Annotated in this window: 25 protein-coding genes, 1 pseudogene and 1 riboswitch; of the genes and pseudogenes, 7 read left to right on the plus strand and 19 right to left on the minus strand. The window is 47.2% G+C overall.

Annotated elements, in window-relative coordinates; genetic code table 11:
* Nucleotides 1-66 precede the first annotated feature (66 nt).
* Both D2962_RS14055 and D2962_RS14060 read right to left on the minus strand, forming a co-directional pair.
* The gene (locus D2962_RS14055; RefSeq protein ID WP_120767630.1) at nucleotides 67-891 is read right to left on the minus strand and encodes an Mrp/NBP35 family ATP-binding protein; all 825 of its coding nucleotides are present in this window, start codon (nucleotides 889-891) and stop codon (nucleotides 67-69) included.
* A 61-nt stretch (nucleotides 892-952) separates the two neighbouring features.
* Nucleotides 953-1,405 carry a DUF134 domain-containing protein gene (locus tag D2962_RS14060; RefSeq protein WP_120767629.1) on the minus strand — a complete coding sequence of 151 codons (453 nt, stop codon included), beginning with the start codon at nucleotides 1,403-1,405 and terminating at the stop codon, nucleotides 953-955.
* Nucleotides 1,406-1,846: 441 nt separating this feature from the next.
* On the opposite strand from D2962_RS14060, the pseudogene queF reads away from it, so the two are divergent.
* Nucleotides 1,847-2,059, plus strand: a pseudogene (gene queF / locus D2962_RS19720) (preQ(1) synthase); the annotation flags it as partial.
* Here the strand turns inward: queF and ribH are convergent.
* From ribH to D2962_RS14110, 10 genes are all read right to left on the minus strand, one after another.
* A complete protein-coding gene (gene ribH / locus D2962_RS14070) occupies nucleotides 2,059-2,526 on the minus strand; it encodes a 6,7-dimethyl-8-ribityllumazine synthase (RefSeq protein ID WP_174232505.1) in 468 nt (155 codons plus the stop codon). The pseudogene queF and the gene ribH overlap by 1 nt on opposite strands.
* Before the next feature lie 13 nt (nucleotides 2,527-2,539).
* Nucleotides 2,540-3,739: a bifunctional 3,4-dihydroxy-2-butanone-4-phosphate synthase/GTP cyclohydrolase II gene (locus D2962_RS14075; RefSeq protein WP_281273681.1), complete on the minus strand. Its 1,200-nt coding sequence runs from the start codon at nucleotides 3,737-3,739 to the stop codon at nucleotides 2,540-2,542.
* Nucleotides 3,740-3,762: 23 nt separating this feature from the next.
* Nucleotides 3,763-4,524, minus strand: coding sequence for a riboflavin synthase (ribE, locus tag D2962_RS14080; RefSeq protein WP_120767626.1), 762 nt, complete (start codon nucleotides 4,522-4,524; stop codon nucleotides 3,763-3,765).
* A 7-nt stretch (nucleotides 4,525-4,531) separates the two neighbouring features.
* The gene (gene ribD / locus D2962_RS14085) at nucleotides 4,532-5,620 is read right to left on the minus strand and encodes a bifunctional diaminohydroxyphosphoribosylaminopyrimidine deaminase/5-amino-6-(5-phosphoribosylamino)uracil reductase RibD (RefSeq protein WP_120767625.1); all 1,089 of its coding nucleotides are present in this window, start codon (nucleotides 5,618-5,620) and stop codon (nucleotides 4,532-4,534) included.
* Between the two features lie 150 nt (nucleotides 5,621-5,770).
* A riboswitch (FMN riboswitch) is annotated at nucleotides 5,771-5,914 on the minus strand.
* A 175-nt stretch (nucleotides 5,915-6,089) separates the two neighbouring features.
* Nucleotides 6,090-6,575: a MogA/MoaB family molybdenum cofactor biosynthesis protein gene (locus D2962_RS17670; protein WP_162991234.1), complete on the minus strand. Its 486-nt coding sequence runs from the start codon at nucleotides 6,573-6,575 to the stop codon at nucleotides 6,090-6,092.
* Nucleotides 6,576-6,634: 59 nt separating this feature from the next.
* On the minus strand, nucleotides 6,635-7,069 hold the full coding sequence (locus D2962_RS17675) for an MOSC domain-containing protein (protein WP_162991235.1): 435 nt from the start codon (nucleotides 7,067-7,069) through the stop codon (nucleotides 6,635-6,637).
* Nucleotides 7,070-7,138: 69 nt separating this feature from the next.
* The gene (gene moaC / locus D2962_RS14095; RefSeq protein WP_120767624.1) at nucleotides 7,139-7,633 is read right to left on the minus strand and encodes a cyclic pyranopterin monophosphate synthase MoaC; all 495 of its coding nucleotides are present in this window, start codon (nucleotides 7,631-7,633) and stop codon (nucleotides 7,139-7,141) included.
* Nucleotides 7,634-7,637: 4 nt separating this feature from the next.
* A complete protein-coding gene (moaA, locus tag D2962_RS14100) occupies nucleotides 7,638-8,609 on the minus strand; it encodes a GTP 3',8-cyclase MoaA (RefSeq protein ID WP_122015351.1) in 972 nt (323 codons plus the stop codon).
* Nucleotides 8,610-8,700: 91 nt separating this feature from the next.
* On the minus strand, nucleotides 8,701-10,641 hold the full coding sequence (locus D2962_RS14105) for a molybdopterin biosynthesis protein (RefSeq protein WP_122015352.1): 1,941 nt from the start codon (nucleotides 10,639-10,641) through the stop codon (nucleotides 8,701-8,703).
* Nucleotides 10,642-10,726: 85 nt separating this feature from the next.
* Complete coding sequence (locus D2962_RS14110) at nucleotides 10,727-11,959, minus strand: molybdopterin molybdotransferase MoeA (RefSeq protein ID WP_245984726.1); 1,233 nt, start codon at nucleotides 11,957-11,959, stop codon at nucleotides 10,727-10,729.
* Nucleotides 11,960-12,132: 173 nt separating this feature from the next.
* On the opposite strand from D2962_RS14110, the gene D2962_RS14115 reads away from it, so the two are divergent.
* From D2962_RS14115 to D2962_RS14140, 6 genes are all read left to right on the plus strand, one after another.
* On the plus strand, nucleotides 12,133-13,422 hold the full coding sequence (locus D2962_RS14115; RefSeq protein WP_120767620.1) for an MFS transporter: 1,290 nt from the start codon (nucleotides 12,133-12,135) through the stop codon (nucleotides 13,420-13,422).
* Nucleotides 13,423-13,731: 309 nt separating this feature from the next.
* Complete coding sequence (locus D2962_RS14120; RefSeq protein WP_245984728.1) at nucleotides 13,732-14,910, plus strand: ABC transporter substrate-binding protein; 1,179 nt, start codon at nucleotides 13,732-13,734, stop codon at nucleotides 14,908-14,910.
* Between the two features lie 81 nt (nucleotides 14,911-14,991).
* Complete coding sequence (locus D2962_RS14125; protein WP_120767618.1) at nucleotides 14,992-15,873, plus strand: branched-chain amino acid ABC transporter permease; 882 nt, start codon at nucleotides 14,992-14,994, stop codon at nucleotides 15,871-15,873.
* A 9-nt stretch (nucleotides 15,874-15,882) separates the two neighbouring features.
* Nucleotides 15,883-16,785: a branched-chain amino acid ABC transporter permease gene (locus D2962_RS14130; RefSeq protein WP_120767664.1), complete on the plus strand. Its 903-nt coding sequence runs from the start codon at nucleotides 15,883-15,885 to the stop codon at nucleotides 16,783-16,785.
* Complete coding sequence (locus D2962_RS14135; protein ID WP_162991236.1) at nucleotides 16,766-17,554, plus strand: ABC transporter ATP-binding protein; 789 nt, start codon at nucleotides 16,766-16,768, stop codon at nucleotides 17,552-17,554. Before D2962_RS14130 ends, D2962_RS14135 begins: the two co-directional genes overlap by 20 nt.
* The gene (locus D2962_RS14140; RefSeq protein ID WP_122015355.1) at nucleotides 17,548-18,252 is read left to right on the plus strand and encodes an ABC transporter ATP-binding protein; all 705 of its coding nucleotides are present in this window, start codon (nucleotides 17,548-17,550) and stop codon (nucleotides 18,250-18,252) included. The genes D2962_RS14135 and D2962_RS14140 overlap by 7 nt, the downstream gene beginning before the upstream one ends.
* Nucleotides 18,253-18,272: 20 nt before the next feature.
* Here the strand turns inward: D2962_RS14140 and D2962_RS17680 are convergent, their stop codons facing one another.
* The 7 genes from D2962_RS17680 to D2962_RS14170 form a co-directional block, all read right to left on the minus strand.
* Nucleotides 18,273-18,449 (minus strand): hypothetical protein, encoded by a 177-nt coding sequence (locus D2962_RS17680; RefSeq protein ID WP_162991237.1) that lies wholly within the window; start codon nucleotides 18,447-18,449, stop codon nucleotides 18,273-18,275.
* 17 nt (nucleotides 18,450-18,466) lie between these two features.
* Nucleotides 18,467-19,366, minus strand: a complete 900-nt coding sequence (locus D2962_RS14145; RefSeq protein ID WP_245984729.1) for a DMT family transporter — start codon at nucleotides 19,364-19,366, stop codon at nucleotides 18,467-18,469.
* Between the two features lie 79 nt (nucleotides 19,367-19,445).
* Nucleotides 19,446-19,892 (minus strand): PIN domain-containing protein, encoded by a 447-nt coding sequence (locus D2962_RS14150; protein ID WP_122015357.1) that lies wholly within the window; start codon nucleotides 19,890-19,892, stop codon nucleotides 19,446-19,448.
* The gene (locus tag D2962_RS14155) at nucleotides 19,882-20,124 is read right to left on the minus strand and encodes a CopG family transcriptional regulator (RefSeq protein ID WP_122015358.1); all 243 of its coding nucleotides are present in this window, start codon (nucleotides 20,122-20,124) and stop codon (nucleotides 19,882-19,884) included. Before D2962_RS14155 ends, D2962_RS14150 begins: the two co-directional genes overlap by 11 nt.
* A gap of 55 nt (nucleotides 20,125-20,179) precedes the next feature.
* A complete protein-coding gene (locus D2962_RS14160; protein WP_122015359.1) occupies nucleotides 20,180-21,595 on the minus strand; it encodes a peptidoglycan D,D-transpeptidase FtsI family protein in 1,416 nt (471 codons plus the stop codon).
* The gene (locus D2962_RS14165; protein ID WP_425456626.1) at nucleotides 21,588-22,799 is read right to left on the minus strand and encodes an FtsW/RodA/SpoVE family cell cycle protein; all 1,212 of its coding nucleotides are present in this window, start codon (nucleotides 22,797-22,799) and stop codon (nucleotides 21,588-21,590) included. Before D2962_RS14165 ends, D2962_RS14160 begins: the two co-directional genes overlap by 8 nt.
* On the minus strand, nucleotides 22,783-23,217 hold the full coding sequence (locus D2962_RS14170; protein ID WP_120767611.1) for an FHA domain-containing protein: 435 nt from the start codon (nucleotides 23,215-23,217) through the stop codon (nucleotides 22,783-22,785). Before D2962_RS14170 ends, D2962_RS14165 begins: the two co-directional genes overlap by 17 nt.
* Nucleotides 23,218-23,271 lie beyond the last annotated feature (54 nt).

Genomic DNA, 23,271 nt, shown 5'->3' on the forward strand with positions numbered 1-23,271 from the left:
GCCCGCCTTTCTATGGCCTTCCATAAGTCGGCAAAATTTCCACCACCTACCTTGCAGCCGTTCCCGCTACATGTGTACATTTATCTTTACCCAGCTTGCCATATCTTTCACATTGTCACTTTGGTACTTCTCTATCTCACCTTTATCGCAGAGTTCCGAAAGTTTATGGTCGATGGGCAGAGAAGCAAGATACGGTATATTTGCATCCTCTGCGGCTTTTTTTCCTCGACTTTCCCCGAAGACATCGATTTTTTCACCGCATTTGGGGCAAATCATATAAGCATAGTTTTCCACCAGGCCCAATATCGGGATATTCATCATCTCGGCCATCTTTATGGCCTTATTTACCACCATCACCACCAGATCCTGGGGTGAAGACACTATGATAAGACCGTTTAAGGGCAAAGACTGTAAAACTGTAAGGGGAGCGTCACTGGTTCCGGGAGGCAGGTCCACCAGGAGATAATCCAAATCCCCCCATACGACATCGGTCCAAAACTGTCTTATGGCACCGGCAATAAGGGGCCCCCTCCATATGACAGGCTCATCTTCGTTGTTGAGCAGAAGATTTAATGACATTATCCTTATTCCAGAGGAAGTTTCAGGGGGAATGAGGCCGAATCCCATATCCTCGGGACGCTTCTTTATGCCGAATATCCGGGGTATACTGGGCCCGGTTATATCGGCATCGAGGATGCCCACTTTATGCCCTTCTCTTTGAAGGCTCACCGCCAAAAGTCCGGTAACGGTAGATTTGCCCACACCGCCCTTGCCGCTCATGACAGCTATCACATTTTTGATGCGGTTAAGCTCATTTGGGGCTAGCCTTCCTATGCCCCCGGCATTAACCCTATGCCCTTCGTGATTATTGTTTTCTGTGTTTTGATTCATCAAAAACATCCCTTCATATAATTTTAATTTGATTTAATTTTGGTTTTACTGTCTCCAAAGATTAGTCAGAATGCCTTCCATCACCGCCATGACACCATCCTCTTCTATGCCCGGTAAGGGAAAATTTCTTGCCATGGCATTTGGGGCACTCCATATCCTCGTCAGGTTCTCCCGGATGTTCCTCCTGCCAAACATGGCCGCACGTGCTACACTCTAAGGATTGTAGATATTTGTAATTTCCACCTTCAATGCGTATAGCTTTGGCATTGATTAATGCATCGGCCACCTTGCTTCGAGCGGAATTTATGATCCTAAAAAAAGTAGGCCGGGATACCCCCATCTTTTCGGCACAATCTTCCTGCTCCAGGCCCTCCATGTCTTTCAACCTGATAGCCTCAAGTTCTTCCACCGTAAGCACCACTTCATCCAGCTGCCTCAAAGGGACTCCTGCGGGTTTAAAATATGTTATCTCCGGCAGAAATTCCACTTTACGCCAAATTGGCGGTCTGGGCATACCACCCATCTCCTATCATTTATTAAACTTTATTGACACTTGATTACCGTGTCCATTGCATTTACTCCAGGTTGTCCTGCAACTATCAGTCATTTGGCCATTAGTAAAAAACAAATGCCTTTGTTTTCACTTAAGCCTTCGAAGTTTTCCCTGCCCTTTGGAAATCACATTTATGGACGGCTTTTTTTCCAATACTTCTTGGATTGTCTTTTCCAGGTCAAATTCAAAGGCAGGACCGTAATCTATCATATTTCCGGCTATGGCAAGTTTTGCTGCTACATATAGTCTTTCCTTTTTGTCATTAAATTTTCCCAGCTGACGTTAGGATTTTAGCCCGGATCTTATCGTCTAAATCCTTTGCGGCATATTATTGACATATGCCCAAATAAATTATATCATAGTTTCATAATCTATCAATAGAGAAAAAAACTTTAAAATTATTACGAATATCCGGGGAAGGATACCGTCATCGAATACAATACCGAAGAGTTTTCTTCGGTATGCCCATGGACGGGTTTACCCGATAATGCAAAACTAACTATCAATTATATACCTGATAAAAAACTTGTGGAGTTAAAATCCCTTAAATATTACCTTACATCTTACCGCAATGTGGGTATATTGGAGGAACATGCTATAAATACAAATATCGATTAAACCAGCATCTTTTTTAGATTTGCCATTTCGATGGCGGTGAGCGCCGCATCCCAGCCCTTGTTTCCTGCTTTTGTGCCCGCCCGTTCTATAGCCTGTTCAATGGTGTCGGTGGTTAAAACCCCAAATATGGTGGGCACTTCTGATTCCAGCGAAACCAGTGCTATACCTTTGGAGACCTCCGCCGCTACATAGTCAAAATGCGGTGTGGCCCCACGAATGACGGCTCCCAGGCATATGACCGCATTAAAGCGGCCGCTTTGGGCCAGAAGTTTTGCTGCAAGGGGTATCTCGAAGCTCCCCGGCACCCATACCACCTCGATGTCTTCATCACAGGCGCCGTGGCGGCCAAGACAGTCCAGTGCGCCTTCCAGAAGCTTCCCGGTGATAAATTCATTGAAGCGGCTTATAACAATGCCGAATTTTAGATTTTCAGCCGAAAGTTTTGCCTCTATTTTTTTTATCATATCAAAGTCCTCCTTATAGCCAGTGGCCTAATTTTTCTTTCTTGGTCTGTAAATATCTTATGTCATATTTCGTCGGCGGAATTTTAAGTGGCACCCTTTCCGTTATCTCCAGGCCATACCCCGAAAGGCCCACTACCTTTTTGGGATTGTTGGTCAAGAGACGCATCTTGCGTAAACCCAGGTCTTTTAATATCTGGGCCCCAATACCGTAATCCCTCAAATCGGCCTCAAATCCTAGCTTCAAGTTGGCTTCCACTGTGTCAAACCCCGCATCTTGAAGAGCATATGCTTTAATCTTATTAGCAAGGCCTATCCCACGGCCTTCCTGGCGCATGTATAAAACAACCCCCTTTTTCTCCTTTTGTATCATTTTCATAGCTTCTCTCAGTTGGGGCCCACAGTCACACCTCTTGGATGAAAAGACATCTCCAGTGAGGCATTCGGAGTGGACTCTGACGAGGGGTACATCCTCGGGGTTTATTTGGCCCTTCACCAGTGCCACGTGGGTTTCGCCGCAAGTTAAATCTTCATAACATAATAGATCAAATTCGCCGTACTCCGTGGGCAACTTTGTCTGGGCGACTTTTCTTACCATCTTCTCCCGAGTTTTTCTGTATCTTATGAGCTCTTCGATGGTAATAATCTTTAATCCGTGATTTTCGGCAAAGCTCATGAGATCCTGTAGCCTTGCCATGGTGCCGTCGTCCTTCATAATCTCACATATGACCCCGGCAGGATAAAGCCCCGAAAGCCGGGCAATGTCCACCGCAGCTTCCGTGTGGCCCGCCCTTCTTAGCACTCCGCCACTTTTAGCTATCAGCGGGAAAATGTGCCCCGGCCGCCGAAGGTCCTCGGGTTTGGTGGAAGGGTCAATTAGGGCTTTTATGGTTTGGGCCCTATCATAGGCCGAGATCCCCGTGGAATTTTCTATGTGATCCACGGTCACCGTAAAAGCCGTGCCCATATGCTCCGTATTTTGCCGCACCATGAGCGGCAGATCCAGCTGTCTTGCCCTTTCCTCGGTTATGGGAGCGCATATGAGCCCCCGGCCGTAGGATGCCATGAAGCTGATGGCTTCGGGAGTTACCTTTTCAGCCGCCATCAATAGATCTCCCTCATTTTCCCTGTCCTCGTCATCCACAACTATGACCATCTTTCCTTGCTTAATATCCTTTATGGCTTCTTCAATGGTGTTGAACTTAAATCCCGTCAATGTTGCCATCTCCTTGTTAATTTTTAAAATCCCCAGGATCTTAAAACGTCCTCCGTCAAACCTTTGCCAGAATTATCATTGCCTGTATCATCGGAGGATCTGGTACCGGTCAAAAACTTAATCACATACTTGCCCAGGATATCCGTCTCTATATTGACGGTATCCCCGGGGCCTTTATAATTCAAAACCGTGGATTTTAAGGTATGGGGGATAAGGGAAACTTTAAATGCCGTAAGATATACCGGCCCCGGGCTTTGTTTTATTTCCACTTCATTCCTCTTATTAGCTTCAATGGAAGCAAAACGCATATTTGTTTTTGTTCCCCGGGCTTGCTCTACTTTCTGCACCGTCAGGCTGATGCCGTCTACGGCAATGGAACCTTTGGGGATTATCTCACTGGATAATTCTGGCGGAACACTTATCAAAAAGGCTACCGCATTGCCTTCAGGGTATTTTTTTATGATTTTGCCGGTGCAGTCCACATGGCCCAATACCATGTGGCCTCCAAACCTGCCGCCGGGACTCACGGCTCTCTCCAGATTCACATAATGACCCTGTACCAGCTCCCCAAGATTGGTGCTCTTTAGAGTTTCGGGCATCATATCGGCCGTAAAGCCGTTTTTTTGGACTTTTGCGGCGGTCAGGCAAACTCCGTTCACCGCCACACTGTCCCCAACTCTTAACCCCTCTAGAACTTTGCGGCAGGAAATTTCTATTGCGGCTCCCGATGGCGTTTTTAAAATCTGTGAAATACATCCGATTTCTTCAATGATGCCGGTAAACATATTTCGATCACCCCTTGTAAGCTTCCAGCATGATATCTTCACCTATTTGCTCCAAAGACCCTATGGTAAATCTCGGGGTCTTTTTTAATTCATCAACAAAAAGGTTTCCGACGGAGCTTAAGCCCTCCGCCCCTATCAGCCTTGGTGCCACAAATATTATGAGCTTGTCCAGAAGTTCTTCCTTTGAAAGCGACGCCAGAAGTCTTGAACCGCCTTCCACCAGGACTCCGGTTATGCCCATAGTTCCGAGGATTTCAAAAAGTTGCGGTAGATTTACCATATCACCGCCGTTGCTTTCTGTCTCTATGATATCGGCACCGAGCTCTTTTAAAACCCGCATTTTTTGCCTGTCTGCCTTTTGAGTAGCGGCAATTATAACTTTGCCGCTGTCCTGGAACAAACGGGCATTTACGGGAATTTTCAGGGTAGAATCCACAACTATTTTCACAGGATCTTTTTCTCGGCCGGGCAGGCGGCATGTCAAGAGCGGATCATCGGCCAGCACCGTGCCGATGCCCACCATAACGGCATCATAACGACTGCGAAGTTCGTGGGCTCTAATCCGGGCCGGTTCCCCGGTTATCCATCGAGATATTCCGGAGGATAATGCAATCTTGCCGTCCAGCGACTGAGCTATTTTCCCCACCACAAAAGGTTTTTTTGTGGTGATATATTTTATGAATACCTCATTTAACTTCCTGGCTCTTTCCTCCATCACCCCCACTCTTACCTGTATCCCTGCTTCTTCCAGCATCTTAATGCCCCGACCCGAGACCAGAGGATTGGGATCCTCCATGGCGGCAACCACTCCTGTCACTCCGGCTTTTATTATGGCCTGCACACAGGGTGGTGTTCTACCGTAATGGCTGCAGGGCTCCAGAGTAACAAAAAGTTCAGCACCTCTAGCCCTTTCGCCGGCCTGTTTTAAGGCCAACACTTCCGCATGGGGCTCTCCGGCCTTTTTATGGAAACCTTCACCGATGATCTCTCCATCCTTTACCAGCACCGCTCCCACCATGGGGTTGGGGCTGGTGGAACCCACCCCTTTTTCGGCCAATCTTAAAGCTCTTTCCATAAAAAATTTGTCCCTATCCATAATTACCTCCCTACAGGCAATAAAATAAAAATCCCTTAAGGAAAATCCAACCTCTCCCACCGAGCCGGAAGTTCTTAACTTATGACAAAATAAAAAACCCTGAAGAAAAATCTTCAGGGCGTGTTGGCATAACTAATTAATACCGCCTAACTTCGTCTTCTTCCATCCAGACTTTACTGTCGGCCCCGGAATCACACCGGATCTACCTTTCGGCTCGCGGGCTTGAAGCTTTCGCTTTTTACCGCCGGTCAGGAATTGAAGGTTTTACCTTCTCACCTTGCCCTGAAGACTATCTTATTAAATTTTCTTAAATAATAACACATAAATTGATTGAAGGCAATAGTAAAAAGTTTGCAAGTTTTTTGAGTCAGGGGTCGGTTTTTTGACTAATTTAAAGCGGAAAATTCAGAAGCAGTGGGATTGCTCTGGACTTCCTATTTCAGATACAATTAAGATCTCACCGGTTTTTTTATTTTCCGCAATCTTTTACCTGGCCTTTTAATACTTCCACTGCGTGAGGCAGGGCCGGGAGTATTACGTCGAGATTTTCCCGGACGGCTTTGGGGCTTCCGGGGAGGTTCACGATGAGGGTTCTGCCGCGGGTTCCGGCCCGGGCTCGAGAGAGCATGGCATGAGGAGTCTTTTCCAGGCTCTTTTGCCTCATAGCCTCAGGAATTCCGGGAACCTCCTTTTCTATCACTGACAGGGTGGCTTCGGGAGTATTGTCTCTTGGTGAAAAGCCGGTGCCTCCGGTGGTGAGGATAATATCGGCACCTTTTTCACACATCTGAAGCATGGTCTCTTTTAATACATCAAGGTCATCGGACACTACTCTGTAGTCCATCACCTGTCCGCCGATGTCCTTTACCATTTCCTCTATTACTTTTCCGCTCACATCTTCCCGCTCTCCTCGAGCTCCCCGATCACTGGCGGTCAGGATAGCTATTTTTATCACTATATCACCTCAATCTCATTTTTGTCCAGAATAAATTGTAAGTTTTTTTCCCTTAAATCCTATTCCGTCACCACATCTATACTATCTCCGGCGGATACAACCCCACCTCTGAGTACCTTTGCGAAAATCCCCTCCCGGGGCATGATGCAGTCGCCGGCCTGCTCGTATATGGCACATCTGGCATGACATTTCTTGCCTATCTGGGTTACCTCCAGCAGTGCATCTCCGGCTCTTAGCTTTGCGCCCACGGGTAGAGCTGTCAGGTCTATGCCTTCGGTGGTGAGGTTTTCGGCAAAATCCCCGGGACCGACTTTCAGACCCTTATCTATCATTTTAGCTATGCTTTCCGCGGCCAGAAGGCTCACCTGGCGGTGCCAGCTGCCACCATGGGCATCGCCCTCTACTCCAAAGTTTTCCACAAGGCGGGCAGAACTTACATTTACCTTGCGTTCACCTTTATTTTCGCTCTTACAAACAGCTATAATCTTGCCCATAAGTATTTTCCTCCTATATTACCTTTGTAAATTTATAATACTGACATGATGGATATTCCACCGCATTTATCAATATTTTACAAAAACGTTTTCATTCCTTATATATTCCCCGCTTTTTCCTCCGCTTTTTTCCATAAGGCAGATATCCTTTATCACCATGCCTCTATCGACGGCCTTGCACATGTCATATATAGTAAGACAAGCCACCGACACCGCCGTGAGGGCTTCCATCTCCACCCCGGTTTTGCCAACGGTGGTAACCCGGGCTTCCACGCCGATGGCGCTCTTATCTTCATATATCTGAAACTTTACATCCACACCTGTAAGAAATATATTGTGGCACATGGGTATGATGCGGGAGGTTTCCTTGGCGGCCATGATGCCGGCCACCTGGGAAACCGCCAGCACATCACCCTTTTTCGCCCGGCCCTCCACTATCATCTTTAAAGTTTCGGGCTTCATCTCAATAAATCCCCGGGCCACGGCCACCCGCTCGGTATCCGGTTTTTCGCCTACATTTACCATGCGGGCTCTGCCTTCCTCATCAAAATGTGTAAATTCCATCGTGCTATCCCCCTATCTGCCACATCTTTCGAAAGTGACCCGCATTTTCCTCAGGCTTCATATGATGACATACGGGCTTTTTTAGTAGGGCCTCTTTAAACAACCGTCTGAGGTGCTCATCACCCTTTTTCTCCCGAAGAGCAGTTTTTATATCTATCTCCAGGTCCGATTCCAGGCAGGGCTTCAGCTTACCGTCGGCGGTAAGGCGCACCCGGTTGCAGGCATCACAGAAATGGCGGCTGATGGGGGTTATGAATCCTACGGCTCCGACAGCCCCCGGTGCCCTGTAATATACCGCAGGCCCCGCTCCAGCAGGTGCGCCGGTGGGTATAAGTTTTTCTTTTATCAAGGCTTTTATTTCATCTGCAGAAATATATCTGCCCTGCCCCCATCCCTTTTCCCCCAGGGGCATGAGCTCAATAAACCTGATATAAATCGGATGATTCATGGTAAGATTTACAAAATCCTCAATCTCGTCGTCGTTAAAGCCCTTCACCATCACACAGTTTATCTTAACAGGGATGAGGCCCGTCTCAAGGGCCGACTCTATGCCGCAGAGCACATCGGAAAGTTTTCCCCATCTTGTGATTTTGTGAAACCTTTCGGACTTTAAGCTGTCAAGGCTGATGTTTACCCTATCAAGCCCTGCTTGCTTTAAATCCCGAGCCATGAATGAAAGCAGCGAGCCATTGGTGGTCATGGAAATATCCCTTATGCCGTCTATGGCCCGAAGTTCCCGGATAAAACCCACCACACCCTTTCTCACCAGCGGTTCGCCACCGGTAACTCTGACTTTGGAAATACCCAGGGGGGCTACGGCCTTGACAAACTCCAGAATCTCCTCAAATCTCAGGATGTCCATGTGACTTTTAGATTCCACACCTTTTTCCGGCATGCAGTAAAGGCAGCGGAAATTGCACCTGTCCGTTATGGAAATCCTGAGGTAGTTTATTTCCCTTCCGATGGCATCTTTCATCAAACCGCTCCTCTCTATCATTTTAAACTCGATTCCCCAGGCATTGTCACGGACGGTTCTTCCCACGCGCCGGAGTGTATATGGAAATGTGTCAATGGAACCGTCCCCGTGGCACGATAGTCACTTTGCCCGTATCGCGGGTGTCGTAGCCTCCCAGGGCTTCCACCTTTTGCTTGAATTCATCGGTGTTTATGACCTGAAGCATCTTCTTTACCGAATCCAGATGGTAAAATTCCTCGGGTATAACAAGGTCATACTCTTCCGGCGATATCGGGATAAAGTCCAGGTTAAGGGCATTGGCAGCCGCCAGGATCCCCAGGCCCGCATCGGCGCTGCCTCCAGCCACCGCTGCCGCTACCGCCATATGGGTATATTCCTCCCGGTCATATCCCCGGATTTCATCGGGAGATATCCCCAGCTGCTTTAATTTTAAATCCAGAAGCAGCCTGGTGCCGGCTCCCCTCTGGCGGTTGATGAAAAGTACATCGGGCCTTCTTAAATCCTCGATGCTTTTTATTGCTTTAGGGTTGCCTTTCGGTACCATAATGCCCTGCTGCCGGTAGATGAGATTTACCAGGACTACTCCCTTTTCCAGAAGATACCTTTTTATATAGGGCACGTTGTATTCCCCGGTATCGGGGTCCAGAAGGTGAATGCCCGCCATGTGGCATTCACCCCGCTTTAATGCCATGATCCCTCCCATGCTCCCCACGTGGGCGGAAGAGATATTGAGCTCCGGGTAATATTTTTTGACTTCATTGGCGAGGAGGTCAAGGGTTATATCATGGCTTCCTATTATGACAACGGTGTTTTCAATCTCATATCCTGGCCTCAAAAGCTCCACTTCCACCTGTTCCCCGGCCTCCAGACCTTCCTTTAATGCCGGTATCCTGGCGATGCCGTCGGCTCTCACCATGGACATGATAACACCGGCGCCCCGGGGAAGGGGAGAGGCGCAGACCCGCTCTCCTATACGCCCGAGCTTTACTCTGAGGAATTCCTCGGTGCCGATGGACGACACCACCCGCCGGGACATGACGGCATTTATCTTTTCCGGCTCCGGTTCCGGGATTCCCTGCATCAAATAAATCAATGGCTTCACAAAGAGGTTCATGGTAAGAACCGCCGATACCGGATAGCCGGGAATGCCCATAACAGGTTTTTCGCCTATTCTTCCAAGCATCACGGGTTTTCCGGGCCTTATGGCCACGCCGTGAACCAGCAGTTTACCCAGTTCCGCTATACATGATGAAGTATAGTCCTCAGACCCTGCCGAAGAACCCGCGTTAATTATGACCGCATCAGCTTTTTCCAAGGCTTCCTGAATTTTTTGTTTTATTTTTTCATAATCGTCTTCAACCTTTTCCATCACCAGGGCCTGACCGCCCCATTCTTCCACAAACCCGGCCAGCATAGCAGAATTGTATTCTATGATATCCCCGGGTTTTAAAACCGTCCCAGGGGATACCAGTTCGGTTCCCGTGGGGATTATAGCTACAATCGGTTTTTTCCTCACAGCCACCTGCACATGCCCTCCCGCCAGGATGGCTCCCAGATCCTGGGGCCGCAGCCGGTGATTTTCCGGCACGATGAGTTCAGTGGCCACTATGTCCTCCCCTATCCCCCTCACGTTGTCCCAGGGGGAGTAGGATTTGATTATCTCCACTTCTCCATCACCCACCGGATGGACCTCTTCAATCATTATCACCGTGTCGCATCCGGGGGGAAGGGGGTCCCCGGTGTCAACATATTTAAAGTGGATTCCTTCTTTTAACCTGACGGGATTACTGTCATCGGCTCCGAAGGTATCCTTTGCCGCCACCGCAATGCCATCCATGGCCGCCGCATGGTAATGGGGCGACGAAATTTTAGCAAAAACTGGCTCTGCCGTAACCCTTCCCAGAGCCTTCCGGACATCCAGGATCTCCGGCTCCCGGGACTTTAAAATCCCAGCCTCCTGCAGGTCCTCAAAAAATAACTTCTTTGCTTCTTCCAGAGGCATATTGTCCAGATAAACATCCCTTTTCTTCATATAAAAACTCCTTATATATATTCTATTTATATATATTCTATTTAAGCTTCGTTAAAAAGACAGAACCGTCCCTGTGTCTTTTCCCTTAATATATTTCTACCTCCACCAGTTCGCCTTCTGCCACTCCCTGCTTTTCGGACGGGATACGGGCTAATCCGTGGGACTCTACCATATTGGAAATGAGCCCCGATTTTCCCAGAACCGGCACCGCCCAGAGCTCTTCTCCCCTTTGCTCCAGCTTAACCCTTATAAAATCCTGTCTTCCTGCGGCGGATGCTATATTCCTGGACATCCTGGCATAGACTCTCGTTCCCCCGAAATCTTCGGGCCTTCCCAGCATCGTGGATATAATGGGCCTTACGAGTATTTCAAATATCACCATGGCCGAGACCGGGTGACCGGGAAGACCGATGATGGGCTTGCCATCCACCACTGCCACCACCGTGGGCTTGCCGGGTTTTACCGGAAGGCCGTGGGCCAGCACACCGGGTTTTCCCAGGCTTTCGATAACCTTCACGGTGTGGTCCCTGGCACCCACCGAACTTCCGCCGGACAGGAGCACCATATGGCTCTTTTCCAGGGCGGCTTTTACGGCATCATATAAATCCTCGAAATTATCCCTCACTATGCCCTGCGGTAGGGGCAAACCTCCCCATTTCATCACTTCTCCGCAAATGGCATAGGTGTTTATATCTCTCACTTCCCCGGGCTTAACAGATGATGCAGGAGGCTTTATTTCATCACCGGTGGAAATAACCGATACTGCAGGGGGCTTTACTAATTTTATGCGGTCAATACCCACCGCCGCCAGTGCTCCCAAATCCTGGGGCCTCAACGTATGACCTTTTTTTAGCACCACACTGCCCTTTTTTATATCTTCCCCCTTTTCCACCACGTTTTCTTTCGGCGCCACCGGCTTTTCGGCGCAGAGGATGGTGTCATCCATTAGTTGTGTATATTCCAGCATAACGACGGCGTCAGAACACTCGGGCAGCATGCCGCCGGTGGGTATTTTTGCTGCCTCACCGGTTGAAAGTTTGATTTCTGTTTGCTCACCCATCCTGATTTCGCCCACGAGGGTCAGGAGTGCGGGCATGGATTCGCTAGCCCCGAAGGTGTCCCTGGCCCTCACCGCAAAACCATCTACGGTGGAGCGGTTAAAGGCAGGGATGTCTTCCGGTGAAACAATGTCCTCCGCCAGCACCCTGTTGTAAGCCTGGAGTAAGTTCGCTTCCTCAATTTCGGGCTTATAGCCCTCCAGATGTTTTTTCAAAATCTCTTTCACCTGTTCTACGGTGACAGCACTGAATAAAGCCAATGGATTCATTCCTTTCGTGATAAGGCGTAACCTGCCCGCAAAATACAGTTGAAATATATATTCTACAATTTTTAATATTATCCTTCTTTTATTTCGTATGAAGGAATAATATTAATTGTGTCGAATCAATTTATCAAGCCGGATGAAAACGGACCAAAAATGGAGGTTTTATATTGTTACAGCATCAGGAAAAAAGCATGGATGAAAAAAGAAAGCTTGCCATCAATTTTTATGCCATCAGTTTTGATGCTATCTTTTTCAACATTTCCTCGGCCTTTCTGGACCCGGGCACGGTGATACCGTCTTTTGTGAGCATGCTGACAAATTCCCCCATATTGATCGGACTTACCACCACCATCAGGAACTGCGGATGGTTTTTACCACAACTGCTGGTAGCCCACCGGGTGGAAAGCCTTCCCTACAAAAAGCCCGTGGTACTCTGGGCCGGCGGTAGCCTCCGGCTCTCCATCGGCATCATGGCGTTTTCAGCGCTGCTGGCAGCCAGAAATCCGGGCCTTGCCTTGAGCTTATTTTACCTGTTTTTTGTCATACTGTCCTTTTCTGATGGCATAACGGGAGTGCCGTGGATTGACATTTTCGCGAAATCCATCCCTCCCAGTAGCAGGGGCAGGTACTATGCCCTGACCCAGTTGTTGGGCGGAAGCCTGGCTTTTGGAGCCGGTTTCCTTATAAAAAATATCCTGGACAGTAAAGACTTTGTCTTTCCTAACAATTATTTTATCATTTTTATGATGGGTTTTATCCTTGCCGCCATGTCTTTTATTTCTTTTATCCGGGTAAGGGAAAACATATCCGAAACAAAGCCGGGTCAGGAGGATTTAAGGGTTTTTTTAAGCAAAATCCCGGTTTTATTAAAAAGCGACATGACCCTGAGGAAACTCATTCTGATTAATACCCTGGTGAGGTTTTTTTTCCTGCCTCTGCCCTTTTATGTCATTTTCGCCAGGGAAAACCTGGGGCTCTCCAATGACGTGGTGGGGTTTTTCGTATCTTCCCAGATGCTGGGATATGTGCTGGCCGGAGTGGTTCTCGGTAGAATCAACGACTACAGTGGAAGCAGGATGGTTATCTTGATAACCGGTTTTGCAACAACGCTTCAGCCTGTTCTGGCTCTCGCCAGTTACTGGCTGCATTTGAAGGGCTATCCTTTTATCCTGCTTTACACCGCCATCTTTGCATCTATTGGAATAACTTACAGCGGAGTCTGGGTGGGTATATTCAATTATCTTTTAAAAATCGCCCCCGAAGAAAAAAGGCCATTATACATAGGTCTCTTGAACACAGTGACCGCCCCCACTACATTTCTTCCAATAATAGGGGGGCTTGTGATAAATAATTTTAATTACACATTTTTATTTATAATGACTTTCGCCATTGTCTTTACCGGCTTTATACTGTCGTTTACCATAAAGGAACCAGATATCATACAAAAAAAATTATAAAAATACCTCACTTTGTTAGTGACAATTTATGAAAACTGGATTATAATAAAAAATAAAATTTATACTTAAATCTTTTCGGTGGGAGTGTACCTAGGGTTCCGGCAATAAGCGGCAGGTCCAAGCGGTACAGCAAGAAATTGTACACCGTGGGTATAAAAGACCCCAGCGGTAGGTTCCACCTGTATTTTGTCATGGGTGAAACTGCCGTTTTTATTTTTCCGGGAGGTGGTGATTAAAGTATTATTATTGTTTTCAATATCCTTTAATGTGGTAATATTTTAATTATTTTACATTAAAAGGGGGATCTTTATGTTTAAACTTTCAAAAACCCTGGCTTTAACCATCGTAATTGCGTTGACAATCCTGGCGCTGGCCGGATGCGGGCAAACACAATCCACCGGTTCTTCCAGTTCTTCAAGTTCGGATTCTTCCCAGCAGGCAAAAAGTGATGATGTAATCAAAATCGGTACACTCGGACCTCTTACGGGAAATACCGCCACCTATGGTATAAGCACCAAAAACGGCGTAGAGGTGGCCGTGGATGAGGTAAATAAAGCCGGTGGCATCAACGGAAAACAGGTAAAACTATTTTCCGAAGATACCCGCGGAGACCAGACCGAAGCCGCCAATGCAGCCACAAAACTCATCGAACAGGATAAGGTCATAGCCATTGTAGGTGGTGTGTTGAGCTCCGAGACCATGACCGCCGGACCAATAGCCAACGATGCTAAAGTCGTAATGATTTCTTCTTCTTCAACGGCTTCAGGAATCCCGGATATAGGAGACTATATCTTCAGAAACTGTCTTTCTGACGATGTACAGGCCACACAGCTTGCCGAATATGCTGCCAAAGACCTGGGGCTTAAGAAATTCGCCATAATGTTCACAAACAATGACTATGGCCTTTCGCTCAAAAACGCCTTTGAGAAGAAAGCCAAAGAAGTAGCGCAGGTGGTGGACATAGAAACATACAACGACGGCGAAAGTGATTTCAGAGCTCAGCTCACCAAGATAAAAGGATTCAATCCCGATGCCCTTTATATTGCAGGATACTACACCGAGGCAGCGAAAATTGCCCAGCAGGCTCAGGAACAGGGATTAAAGGTCCAGATCCTGGGAGCCGACGGATTCTACTCTCCCAAGCTGGTAGAGCTCGGCGGCAAAGCCGTGGAAGGAGCCATCTTCACCGCAGGATTTTTTGCAGATGACCCAGCCGAAGCCGTGCAAAACTTTGTAAAAGCCTACAAAGAAAAATATAACGCCGAGCCCGACATGTTCGCCGCCCAGGCTTATGACGCAGCCAAGATCCTGCTTTCCGCCATAAAGAACGCCAATGGAGCCGGCGGAGAAGCACTGCAGGCCGAAATGGCCAAGACCAGGGATTTTCCTGGTATCACCGGAAACACATCCTTTGCTGAAAACGGCGATGCTGTAAAGGATATCATCATATTGAAGGTTGAAAACGGCAAATTCACAAAGCTCCGTTAAAAACAAAATTCCGTCAAAACATGGGTCAATGGACGCCCCGCGTCCATTGACTTTCCCATTTAGAAAGGAATGGATAACCTCATGTTCTTTTCGCAGTTTTTCGCGCAGGTTATAAACGGTTTGACACTGGGAAGCACTTATGCCCTCATAGCTCTGGGTTACACCATGGTCTACGGCATCCTGGAACTTATAAATTTTGCCCACAGCGAAATTTATATGACAGGCGCTTTTGTGGGCTTGATGATGGTCACTGTTTACAAACTTCCTTTTGCCATAGCGTTGCTGGCGGGAATGGCCGGTTCCTGTATTCTGGGAGTAGTCATTGAGAAAGTGGCTTACAAGCCTTTAAGAAAGGCAAACCGTATAGCACCCCTCATCAGTGCCATAGGAGTATCCATATTTTTACAAAATGCTGCGCTGCTTGCTGCGGGGCCTCAGGCAAGAGCATTCCCTGCTAATTTTAAAATCACAGGTTTAAATTTTGGTATTATCCAGATTTCTTCCCTGCAGCTTTTAATACTGATAATATCCGTCTTTCTCATGGTAGGACTTCATTTTCTCATACAGAAAACCAAAATCGGGCAAGCCATGAGGGCAACGGCCCAGGATAAGGAAACCGCCCAGCTAATGGGTATCAAGATAGACAGGGTCATATCCTTTACCTTCGCCATAGGGTCGGCCCTGGGCGGTGCCGCCGGTGTTCTGGTAGGAGTATATTTTAATTCTGCCGACCCCATGATGGGATTTTTCCCCGGACTTAAAGGCTTTGTAGCCGCCGTGCTGGGAGGTATAGGCAACATCCCCGGTGCCATGGTGGGAGGTCTTATTCTGGGTCTTGCGGAGGTATTGGGAGCCGTGTATATGTCGCAGTATAAAGATGCCATAGCCTTTGCGGTGTTGATACTTATTTTGCTGTTTAAACCTACGGGCCTTATGGGCCGCAGGGTTCAAGAGAAAGTGTAGGTGTAGCTGATGAATTATTATTTACAGGTACTGATGGTAATAGGAATAAACATAATCCTTGCCGTAAGCCTCAACCTTGTATCGGGTTTCACCGGACAGCTTTCCCTTGGGCACGCCACTTTCATGGGCATCGGCGCCTATACCGCCACACTGCTGGCTCTTAAACTCCATGTTCCCTTTTTGATCGCCATAATCATCGGAGCCGTAACAGCGGCCTTTTTTGGCTTTATCATCGGTGTCCCCACCCTCAGGCTCAGGGGTGATTATCTTGCTATTGCAACATTAGGCTTTGGGGAAATCATGAGGAACATTCTACTGAACCTCAAGATCACCGGCGGCCCCATGGGACTTCGGGGTATCCCCAAGGTAACCAACATATATATTGTGGCGGCAGCGGTCATCATGGTAATATTTTCTTTAAATAGAATAATGAATTCCCGGGTGGGCAAAGCCTTTATAGCTATCAGGGAAGATGAACTTGCAGCCGAAGCTATGGGGATTAATACAACCAACTACAAAATCCTGGCTTTTGCCATCGGTGCCTTTTATGCAGGCATTGCCGGAGGTCTTTTCGCCTTCCTGTTCCGTTATATTAATCCCAATAATTTCGGTTTCATGAAATCCATAGAGATCCTGTGTATGGTGGTCCTCGGCGGCATGGGCAATACTGCGGGAGCCATACTGGGCGCCGCCATGCTGACAATTTTACCGGAATTTTTAAGGTCGGTATCTCCGGTGATTTCTCAGTATCGCATGGTCTTTTACGGACTTTTGCTGGTGGTGATGATGATTGTAAGGCCCCAGGGCCTGCTGAGCGACACTTCCTTTAGTTTTCTCAAATCATCTATGTTCAGAAAGATGAGACCCGGAAAAATTGCCAGAAGGGAGGGCAATGAAAGTGACGCTTCTTGAAGGTAAAAACCTCACCATGGTTTTCGGCGGCCTGGCAGCCCTGGACTCAGTGGATATAAGCATAAATAAGGGAGAAGTATTGAGCCTCATTGGCCCCAACGGTGCGGGCAAAACGACCCTTTTCAACCTTCTTACGGGCGTTTATTCACCCACCCGGGGTTCCATAAGCTTCAAACAAAAGGAGATAAAAAACCTCAAGCCCTATGATATTACAAAAATGGGCATTGCCCGCACCTTTCAAAACATCAGGCTTTTCGGCGAGATGAGCGTGCTGGATAATGTAATCATAGGGCAGCATTGCCGCACCGGTACCGGCGTATTTGGAGCGATCTTCAGGGGACCTGCGACCAGAAAGGAAGAAAGAAAGGTGCGGGACAGGGCCATGGAGATTCTCAACTTTGTAGGTCTTGATAGCGAAGCCGGAGAAAAAGCCAAAAACCTTCCTTACGGCAAGCAACGGCGTCTTGAAATGGCCCGGGCTCTGGCCACAGACCCCGATTTGATATTGCTTGATGAACCTGCCGCAGGAATGAACCCCCAGGAGACCAATGAGCTAATAGGACTGATCGATAAAATAAATGACATGGGAAAAACCGTTCTCCTGATTGAGCATGATATGAAGCTGGTCATGGGCATTTCCCAGAGGATAATGGTGCTGGATTACGGTAAAAAGATCGCCGACGGACCTCCGGAAAAGGTGCGAAATGACGAGAAAGTTATAAAGGCTTATCTGGGTGACAGGGCCGGCAAGGAGGACCGTGCATGTTAAAACTTAACAATGTTGTAACTCATTACGGAAACATACAGGCATTGAAGGGCATTTCACTGGAAATTAACCAGGGTGAGATAGTGACGGTAATAGGTGCCAACGGGGCAGGTAAAACCACCACCCTGAAGGCTATCTGCGGCCTGGTGAATATTACTTCGGGAAAAATTTATTTTCAGGGAAAGGATATCACCGACAAACCCACCTCGGATATCGTTGGTTCAGGCATAGCCATGGTCCCGGAAGGCCGGAGGGTCTTTCCTCGCATGACTGTGCTGGAAAATCTGCAGCTCGGTGCATACCTGAATGGAGATAAAAACCAGATAAATAAAGACCTGGAACGGGTCTTTGAACTCTTTCCCATTTTGAAACAGCGTTTAAAACAGGTAGCGGGCACTCTTTCGGGCGGCGAGCAGCAGATGCTGGCCATGGGGAGAGCTTTAATGGCAAGACCAAAGCTGCTTCTCCTGGACGAACCCTCCATGGGGCTTGCCCCCATGATTGTTTCAAACATCTTTGATATTATCCAGGAAATAAACCGGAGCGGCACCACCATCCTCCTGGTGGAGCAAAACGCCCATATGGCGCTGTCCATAGCACATAAGGGGTATGTAATAGAAACTGGAAAGATAGTCATGGAGGACACAGCCGATAATTTACTTCACAATGAACAGGTTAAAAAGGCGTATTTAGGGGAGTAAAAATGTTCTACTTCCCTTTTTTATTTATGCCTCATGTAAAGGGTCACTTCCAGCGACAGTGAAGACCTGGGCACCTGGTCATTCGGTAAGCGCTTCTTGCGCCCGCTCCTGCGCCATGAGGGTAAGCCAGCCTTTTTCAGAAGCCAGAGGTCAGAAGTCAGAAAATGGTGCTGCCGGCCTTCACTTGTCGCCTTCATCGATTTTCACACCGAAATCATTTATTTATTTCCTCTAAAGTCCTCACGTCGGCAGGTTTTGGGGGTATGGCCGGCATAAGTTCCGTTATCAGGACGCCACCGAAGATGAGGGAGAATCCGAATAATGTCCTCAGGGTCATGGTTTCTCCCCAGAAGATAAGGGAAAAAAGCCCGGCGAATACCGATTCCATGCCCATGATGACCGCTGCATGGGTGGAACTGGTATATTTTTGGGCAATGTTTTGAATGGCAAAGGCCCCGGCGGTGCAAAAGATTACCGCATATAATATAGCTGTCCAGATCATAGGATCGATGGTTACCGGGAAGGGCTCCAGCCAAAAACTCATGACCATAGTCAGTAAGCCCGTCACTCCGGTCTGTAAAATGGCTATGTTTATGGGATTTGACTTTTTGACGTACTGTTCGGTATAAATTATCTGAAGTGCGAAGGCTACCGCACATAGCAAAGTGAGGGCATCTCCAATATTTATGGTAAAGTCTTCATTGATGGAAATTATCCCAAGGCCGGTGAAGGTGACGATGGCTCCCAGTACCTGAAACCACCCCGGAAATTCTTTTGTCAGGAAAAACGCCAGAAACGGCACCAGCACCACATATATGCTGGTTATAAATCCCGACTTCCCGGGTGTAGTATAAAGAAGTCCGATGGTCTGGGTGACAAATCCCATAAATACACATAGACCGATAATCAACCCGCCTTTTAATTCCTCTTTCGAAAGTTTTCTGAGCTGCCGGTTAAAAATGATTGCCAGAAAGATTGAAGCCAGTGTAAATCTAATGCCAAGATACAGGTAGGGTGTTATTTTTGTAAGTGCGTTTTTCATGACCACAAAATTAAGACCCCAGGTCATGGTGACCAGTAGCAGGGCCCCGTCTGCCAAAAGGCTCTTTTTCAATATTATCTCCTCCGGACCAAAACTGTCCATATTTATTCTCGAAGTTGAAGCATTTTTTTATTTCATTTTCGAATTTTAATCAGCAGTTGTCTGATAATTCTTCAAAAGGGTTTATAACCACTATCTCTTCATAATATTGCCCATGATTAAGATCTTCTGACCAAATGACATCACAATTCAATTTTTTTGCGCTGCATATTATAAGAGAATCCCAGAAGGAAAGTTTATTTCTTTGTTGAATATCAATGGCATATAAAATATCATTCACATCAGGTATATGAACATTCCATTCCTTAAGATCGGTAATAATTCTAGCAGCTTTATCAGTTAAAATAGGTTTTGCTATTTTTTGAACCACGGTTACATAAAATTCCTGAAGTACTTGAATGCTTATACAACCCTGCCGGGATTCCCATAAGTTTGTTAAAAGCTTTCGCGCTCTTTCATATTTTTTACCGGCACTTCTATCATGGGCATAAACCAGTACATTAGTATCTATAAACTGACGTTTGAAATTATCGTTCATGAAGATCCTCTCTTCGCCAATTTATTTTACCGCAGGTATCTAACTCAAAACCTGTTTCTAATATAGATAAATGATGCTTTTTAGCCTTTTCATAAGAATCCTCTTTGTGAACTATTTCTTCCAAAGTCTTTGTCAAAAGAGCTGATATAGATATCTGCTTTTCGATGGCTATATGTTTAATTTTTTTTAAAAGTTCTTTGGGAATAGAAAGAGTAATGTTCTGATATTGCATTTTTATCACCTCTGATTATATATTATCACGTATTTACGTGTAATGCAATCATAATTTATTTTTGCAGACTATTTAAATACTGCAGTATTACTTCTCTTACTATAGGCCCTGCAATGGCCCCGCCTCCGCCGGCGTTTTCCACCACCGCCGCCACGGCAATCTTAGGGTTTTCCGCCGGTGCAAAGCCCACAAACCAGGCATGGGTCTTTCCGAAGGGATTCTGAGCACTACCGGTCTTGCCGGCCACGGTTATCCCCTTTATATATGCCGGAGTGCCGGTACCGTTCTGCACTACATCCACCATGAGGGCCTTTACCTTGTCGGCAACGCTTTTATCTAATACCTGCTTCAGGGTTTCAGGTTTATGAACCGTTCTTGTTATCCCCAGGGGAGAGACGGATTTTTGAAGGATGTAAGGAGTAACCAGCTTGCCGCCGCTGGCAATCACCGATGCTACTCGGGCCATCTGCAGCGGAGTTGACAGTATCTTTCCCTGACCTATGGAATCTTCGGCCACTTCCACCTCTCCTCCCAGCAAGGGCGGCCTGGGGATGGTGCTGGTGGCTATGGGAATATCGGCATTTACTCTGGCATTGAACCCAAAGGCTTCGGCCATGGAAAAGAGATTATCCATTCCCACTTCCTGGCCTATTTGAATAAAAACCGTGTTGCTGGAATACCTGAAGGCATTGGTAATATCATAGTTGCCGGGCCACAGGCCCTCATAATCTCTTATTATCCTGCCGTTTATTTTTATATATCCAGGAGTGTAGTATATCTTTTTCTCTATTTCCGGATGGCTGGTAAGGGCGGCAGTCAGGGTTATAATCTTAAAGGCGGAGCCGGGAGGATATAATCCCTGAGTGGCACGGTTTATCAGGGGTTTATCCGGGTTTTTCACCAGGCCGTCCCACTTATTTTGAAGGTTTGAAGAGTCATATCCCGGCGAACTCACCACGGCCAGGAGGGCTCCCGTATTGGGGTCCATGGCCACCAGGGCGCCGCGCCTGCCCCGGAACATTTTGTAAGCGGTTTTTTGCAATTCCGCATCTATGGTGAGATATGCGTCATTGCCCCTGTCGGAAACCCCCAGGATCTTCTGGCGAAGCAGAACCATGGGGTCCTTTTCGAGAACTCCCAGCAGTTCGCCGTTAAAAACATCTTCCAGACCTGCCCTTCCAAGCCTCCTGTCAGAGTATCCCACCAGCGGACCTAAGGCCTCGCCGCCGGGGTATATCCTTTTTTTGACATTATCCTCTATAACCGTATCGGCCAGTGGCCTACCCTTAGTATCGTAGATGGTGCCCCTTATGACCCTATCTTCCTGCTCCCAGAGCCTCCGGTTGTATGAGCTCTGAATAAGTTTTTCCCTCTCATAGGCTGTAAAATAGGAAAGGTATATAATAAGGGAAATGAAAAGCCCGCAAAAAATCCCGAAAATAATCTTTGTATTTTTTCTGAGCCTATCCATCGGCTTCCTCTCTCCTCTCGTTCAAGCGGATACCGTTTAATATCCCCAGGGAAATAAAACTCATGACCATGGAGCTTCCGCCATAGCTCATGAAGGGCAAAGTGACTCCCGTCATGGGAATGAGTTTTATCACGCCGCCTATAATGGTAAATATCTGAAGTCCAAACAAAGTAGAAATCCCAAGAGCCACCAGGGCCAGAAAGCTGTCCCTGACCGTAAGGGAAATTTTTATGCCCCGGTATACCAGCAGGAAATACACGATAATCAACGCTGCTGCTCCCAAAAAACCGAACTCCTCGGAAAACCCCGAAAAAATGAAGTCCGTGGTAACCGCAGGAATGTATTCCGGGTGCCCTAAACCCAGGCCGGTTCCAAAAAATCCTCCCTGGGCAATGGCAAAAAGGGACTGAACTATTTGATATCCCCTTCCGGGCACATCCTGCCAGGGGTTCAGCCAGGCTTCCACCCTCACTCTCACATGACCGAAAAGATAGTATCCCAAAACTGCGGCAACGCCCGATACAGCCAGGCCCGCCGCTGTCAAATCCCACCGCGAAGTGGCCGCAAACACCAGGGCAAGAGCTGTCAGGTAAAACAGCATGGCCCCACCGAGGTCCCTGGCCAGGGCCAGAAGCCCCACAGCCGCCAGGACCTCCCCCGTCAACCACAGAACCTTATCTATCCTGCCGTCCTTTAATCTTCCTGCCAGAAAGAGTACAAATGTTATCTTGGCCAGCTCCGAGGGCTGGAAGGAATATCCCGCCAACTGTATCCAGCTTCTGGAGCCCCCTTTTTCCACTCCAAATACCAGCGGAATCACAAGAAGTATTATAGTAATGACAAAAAAATAAAGCGGGTTTATTTGAAGCTTTACCCAGTATTTAATAACTATGGAACTCAGAATAAAAGCCAGCACCCCCAGGGCAAACCAGTTTATCTGCTTTAAAAATACGGCCGGGTTTATCCTGTAAAGCATTATAAGCCCCAATTCGGTTATAAAGCAGGCCAGGATGAAAAGGGCAGGGTCCTGGCCGTACAGCAGATAATTGGTCAAAAAATAACCTGTAAACATGATGGCCGCAAAGGCTATGGCCCCATATATGGGTATCGGAGAAAAGGGCGTGGCTTTGAGAGACAGAAGCAAAAAGGCAATAAAACCGATGAGAGCTGTGGCGCTCAGTGTCTTGTTATAAATTGCTTCCATTTTTAATTCCACGGCTTTCCCTCCTCAAAAATGTAAATTTCTTATCTCCCAGTACCACTTCATCATTTTCCTTCAACCTGAAAGGTTTTTTTATCTTCTTTCCATTTACAAAGGTGCCGTTGGTGCTGTTCAAATCCTGTATCAACATACTCCTGCCCCTTTTAGTTATAAGGGCATGTTTGCTGGAAAGAAACGGATCATCAATGACAATGTCGGAATCCGAAGCCCTTCCGATGGTATTTATGGGGAAAAGGGGATATTCCATTCCATCATCAGCCACAAGGTAAAACCCCGTTTCCCCAGGGTTTTGCTTATCCACGGTTAAGTCATAAACCATTACTTTTAAAAAATTATATAAAAAATAGTAAATAATTCCTATGAGGACAAACTTTCCCACCTGGACCAGAAGTTCATACATGAAAACCACCTCTATAATATTATATCACAAAATATAAGTGGTAATCTTTTCCCA

Origin of the sequence: Biomaibacter acetigenes (assembly GCF_003691585.1) — a bacterium.
Classification (GTDB): Bacteria; Bacillota; Thermosediminibacteria; order Thermosediminibacterales; family Tepidanaerobacteraceae; genus Biomaibacter; species Biomaibacter acetigenes.

Excerpts from the sequence above, each read along its gene's own strand:
- moaA (WP_122015351.1), bottom strand. The coding sequence starts at position 8,609 with ATGAAAGATGCCATCGGAAGGGAAATAAACTACCTCAGGATTTCCATA.
- D2962_RS14160 (WP_122015359.1), bottom strand. The coding sequence starts at position 21,595 with ATGGATAGGCTCAGAAAAAATACAAAGATTATTTTCGGGATTTTTTGC.
- D2962_RS14155 (WP_122015358.1), bottom strand. The coding sequence starts at position 20,124 with ATGCAATATCAGAACATTACTCTTTCTATTCCCAAAGAACTTTTAAAA.
- D2962_RS17680 (WP_162991237.1), bottom strand. The coding sequence starts at position 18,449 with ATGAAGGCGACAAGTGAAGGCCGGCAGCACCATTTTCTGACTTCTGAC.
- D2962_RS14060 (WP_120767629.1), bottom strand. The coding sequence starts at position 1,405 with ATGCCCAGACCGCCAATTTGGCGTAAAGTGGAATTTCTGCCGGAGATA.
- D2962_RS17675 (WP_162991235.1), bottom strand. The coding sequence starts at position 7,069 with ATGGGCAAGATTATAGCTGTTTGTAAGAGCGAAAATAAAGGTGAACGC.
- moaC (WP_120767624.1), bottom strand. The coding sequence starts at position 7,633 with ATGGAATTTACACATTTTGATGAGGAAGGCAGAGCCCGCATGGTAAAT.
- D2962_RS14105 (WP_122015352.1), bottom strand. The coding sequence starts at position 10,641 with ATGAAGAAAAGGGATGTTTATCTGGACAATATGCCTCTGGAAGAAGCA.
- D2962_RS14150 (WP_122015357.1), bottom strand. The coding sequence starts at position 19,892 with ATGAACGATAATTTCAAACGTCAGTTTATAGATACTAATGTACTGGTT.
- D2962_RS14125 (WP_120767618.1), top strand. The coding sequence starts at position 14,992 with ATGTTCTTTTCGCAGTTTTTCGCGCAGGTTATAAACGGTTTGACACTG.
- D2962_RS14120 (WP_245984728.1), top strand. The coding sequence starts at position 13,732 with ATGTTTAAACTTTCAAAAACCCTGGCTTTAACCATCGTAATTGCGTTG.
- D2962_RS14140 (WP_122015355.1), top strand. The coding sequence starts at position 17,548 with ATGTTAAAACTTAACAATGTTGTAACTCATTACGGAAACATACAGGCA.
- D2962_RS14135 (WP_162991236.1), top strand. The coding sequence starts at position 16,766 with ATGAAAGTGACGCTTCTTGAAGGTAAAAACCTCACCATGGTTTTCGGC.
- D2962_RS14165 (WP_425456626.1), bottom strand. The coding sequence starts at position 22,799 with ATGGAAGCAATTTATAACAAGACACTGAGCGCCACAGCTCTCATCGGT.
- ribE (WP_120767626.1), bottom strand. The coding sequence starts at position 4,524 with ATGTTTACCGGCATCATTGAAGAAATCGGATGTATTTCACAGATTTTA.
- D2962_RS14130 (WP_120767664.1), top strand. The coding sequence starts at position 15,883 with ATGAATTATTATTTACAGGTACTGATGGTAATAGGAATAAACATAATC.
- D2962_RS14170 (WP_120767611.1), bottom strand. The coding sequence starts at position 23,217 with ATGTATGAACTTCTGGTCCAGGTGGGAAAGTTTGTCCTCATAGGAATT.
- ribD (WP_120767625.1), bottom strand. The coding sequence starts at position 5,620 with ATGGATAGGGACAAATTTTTTATGGAAAGAGCTTTAAGATTGGCCGAA.
- D2962_RS14055 (WP_120767630.1), bottom strand. The coding sequence starts at position 891 with ATGAATCAAAACACAGAAAACAATAATCACGAAGGGCATAGGGTTAAT.
- ribH (WP_174232505.1), bottom strand. The coding sequence starts at position 2,526 with ATGATAAAAAAAATAGAGGCAAAACTTTCGGCTGAAAATCTAAAATTC.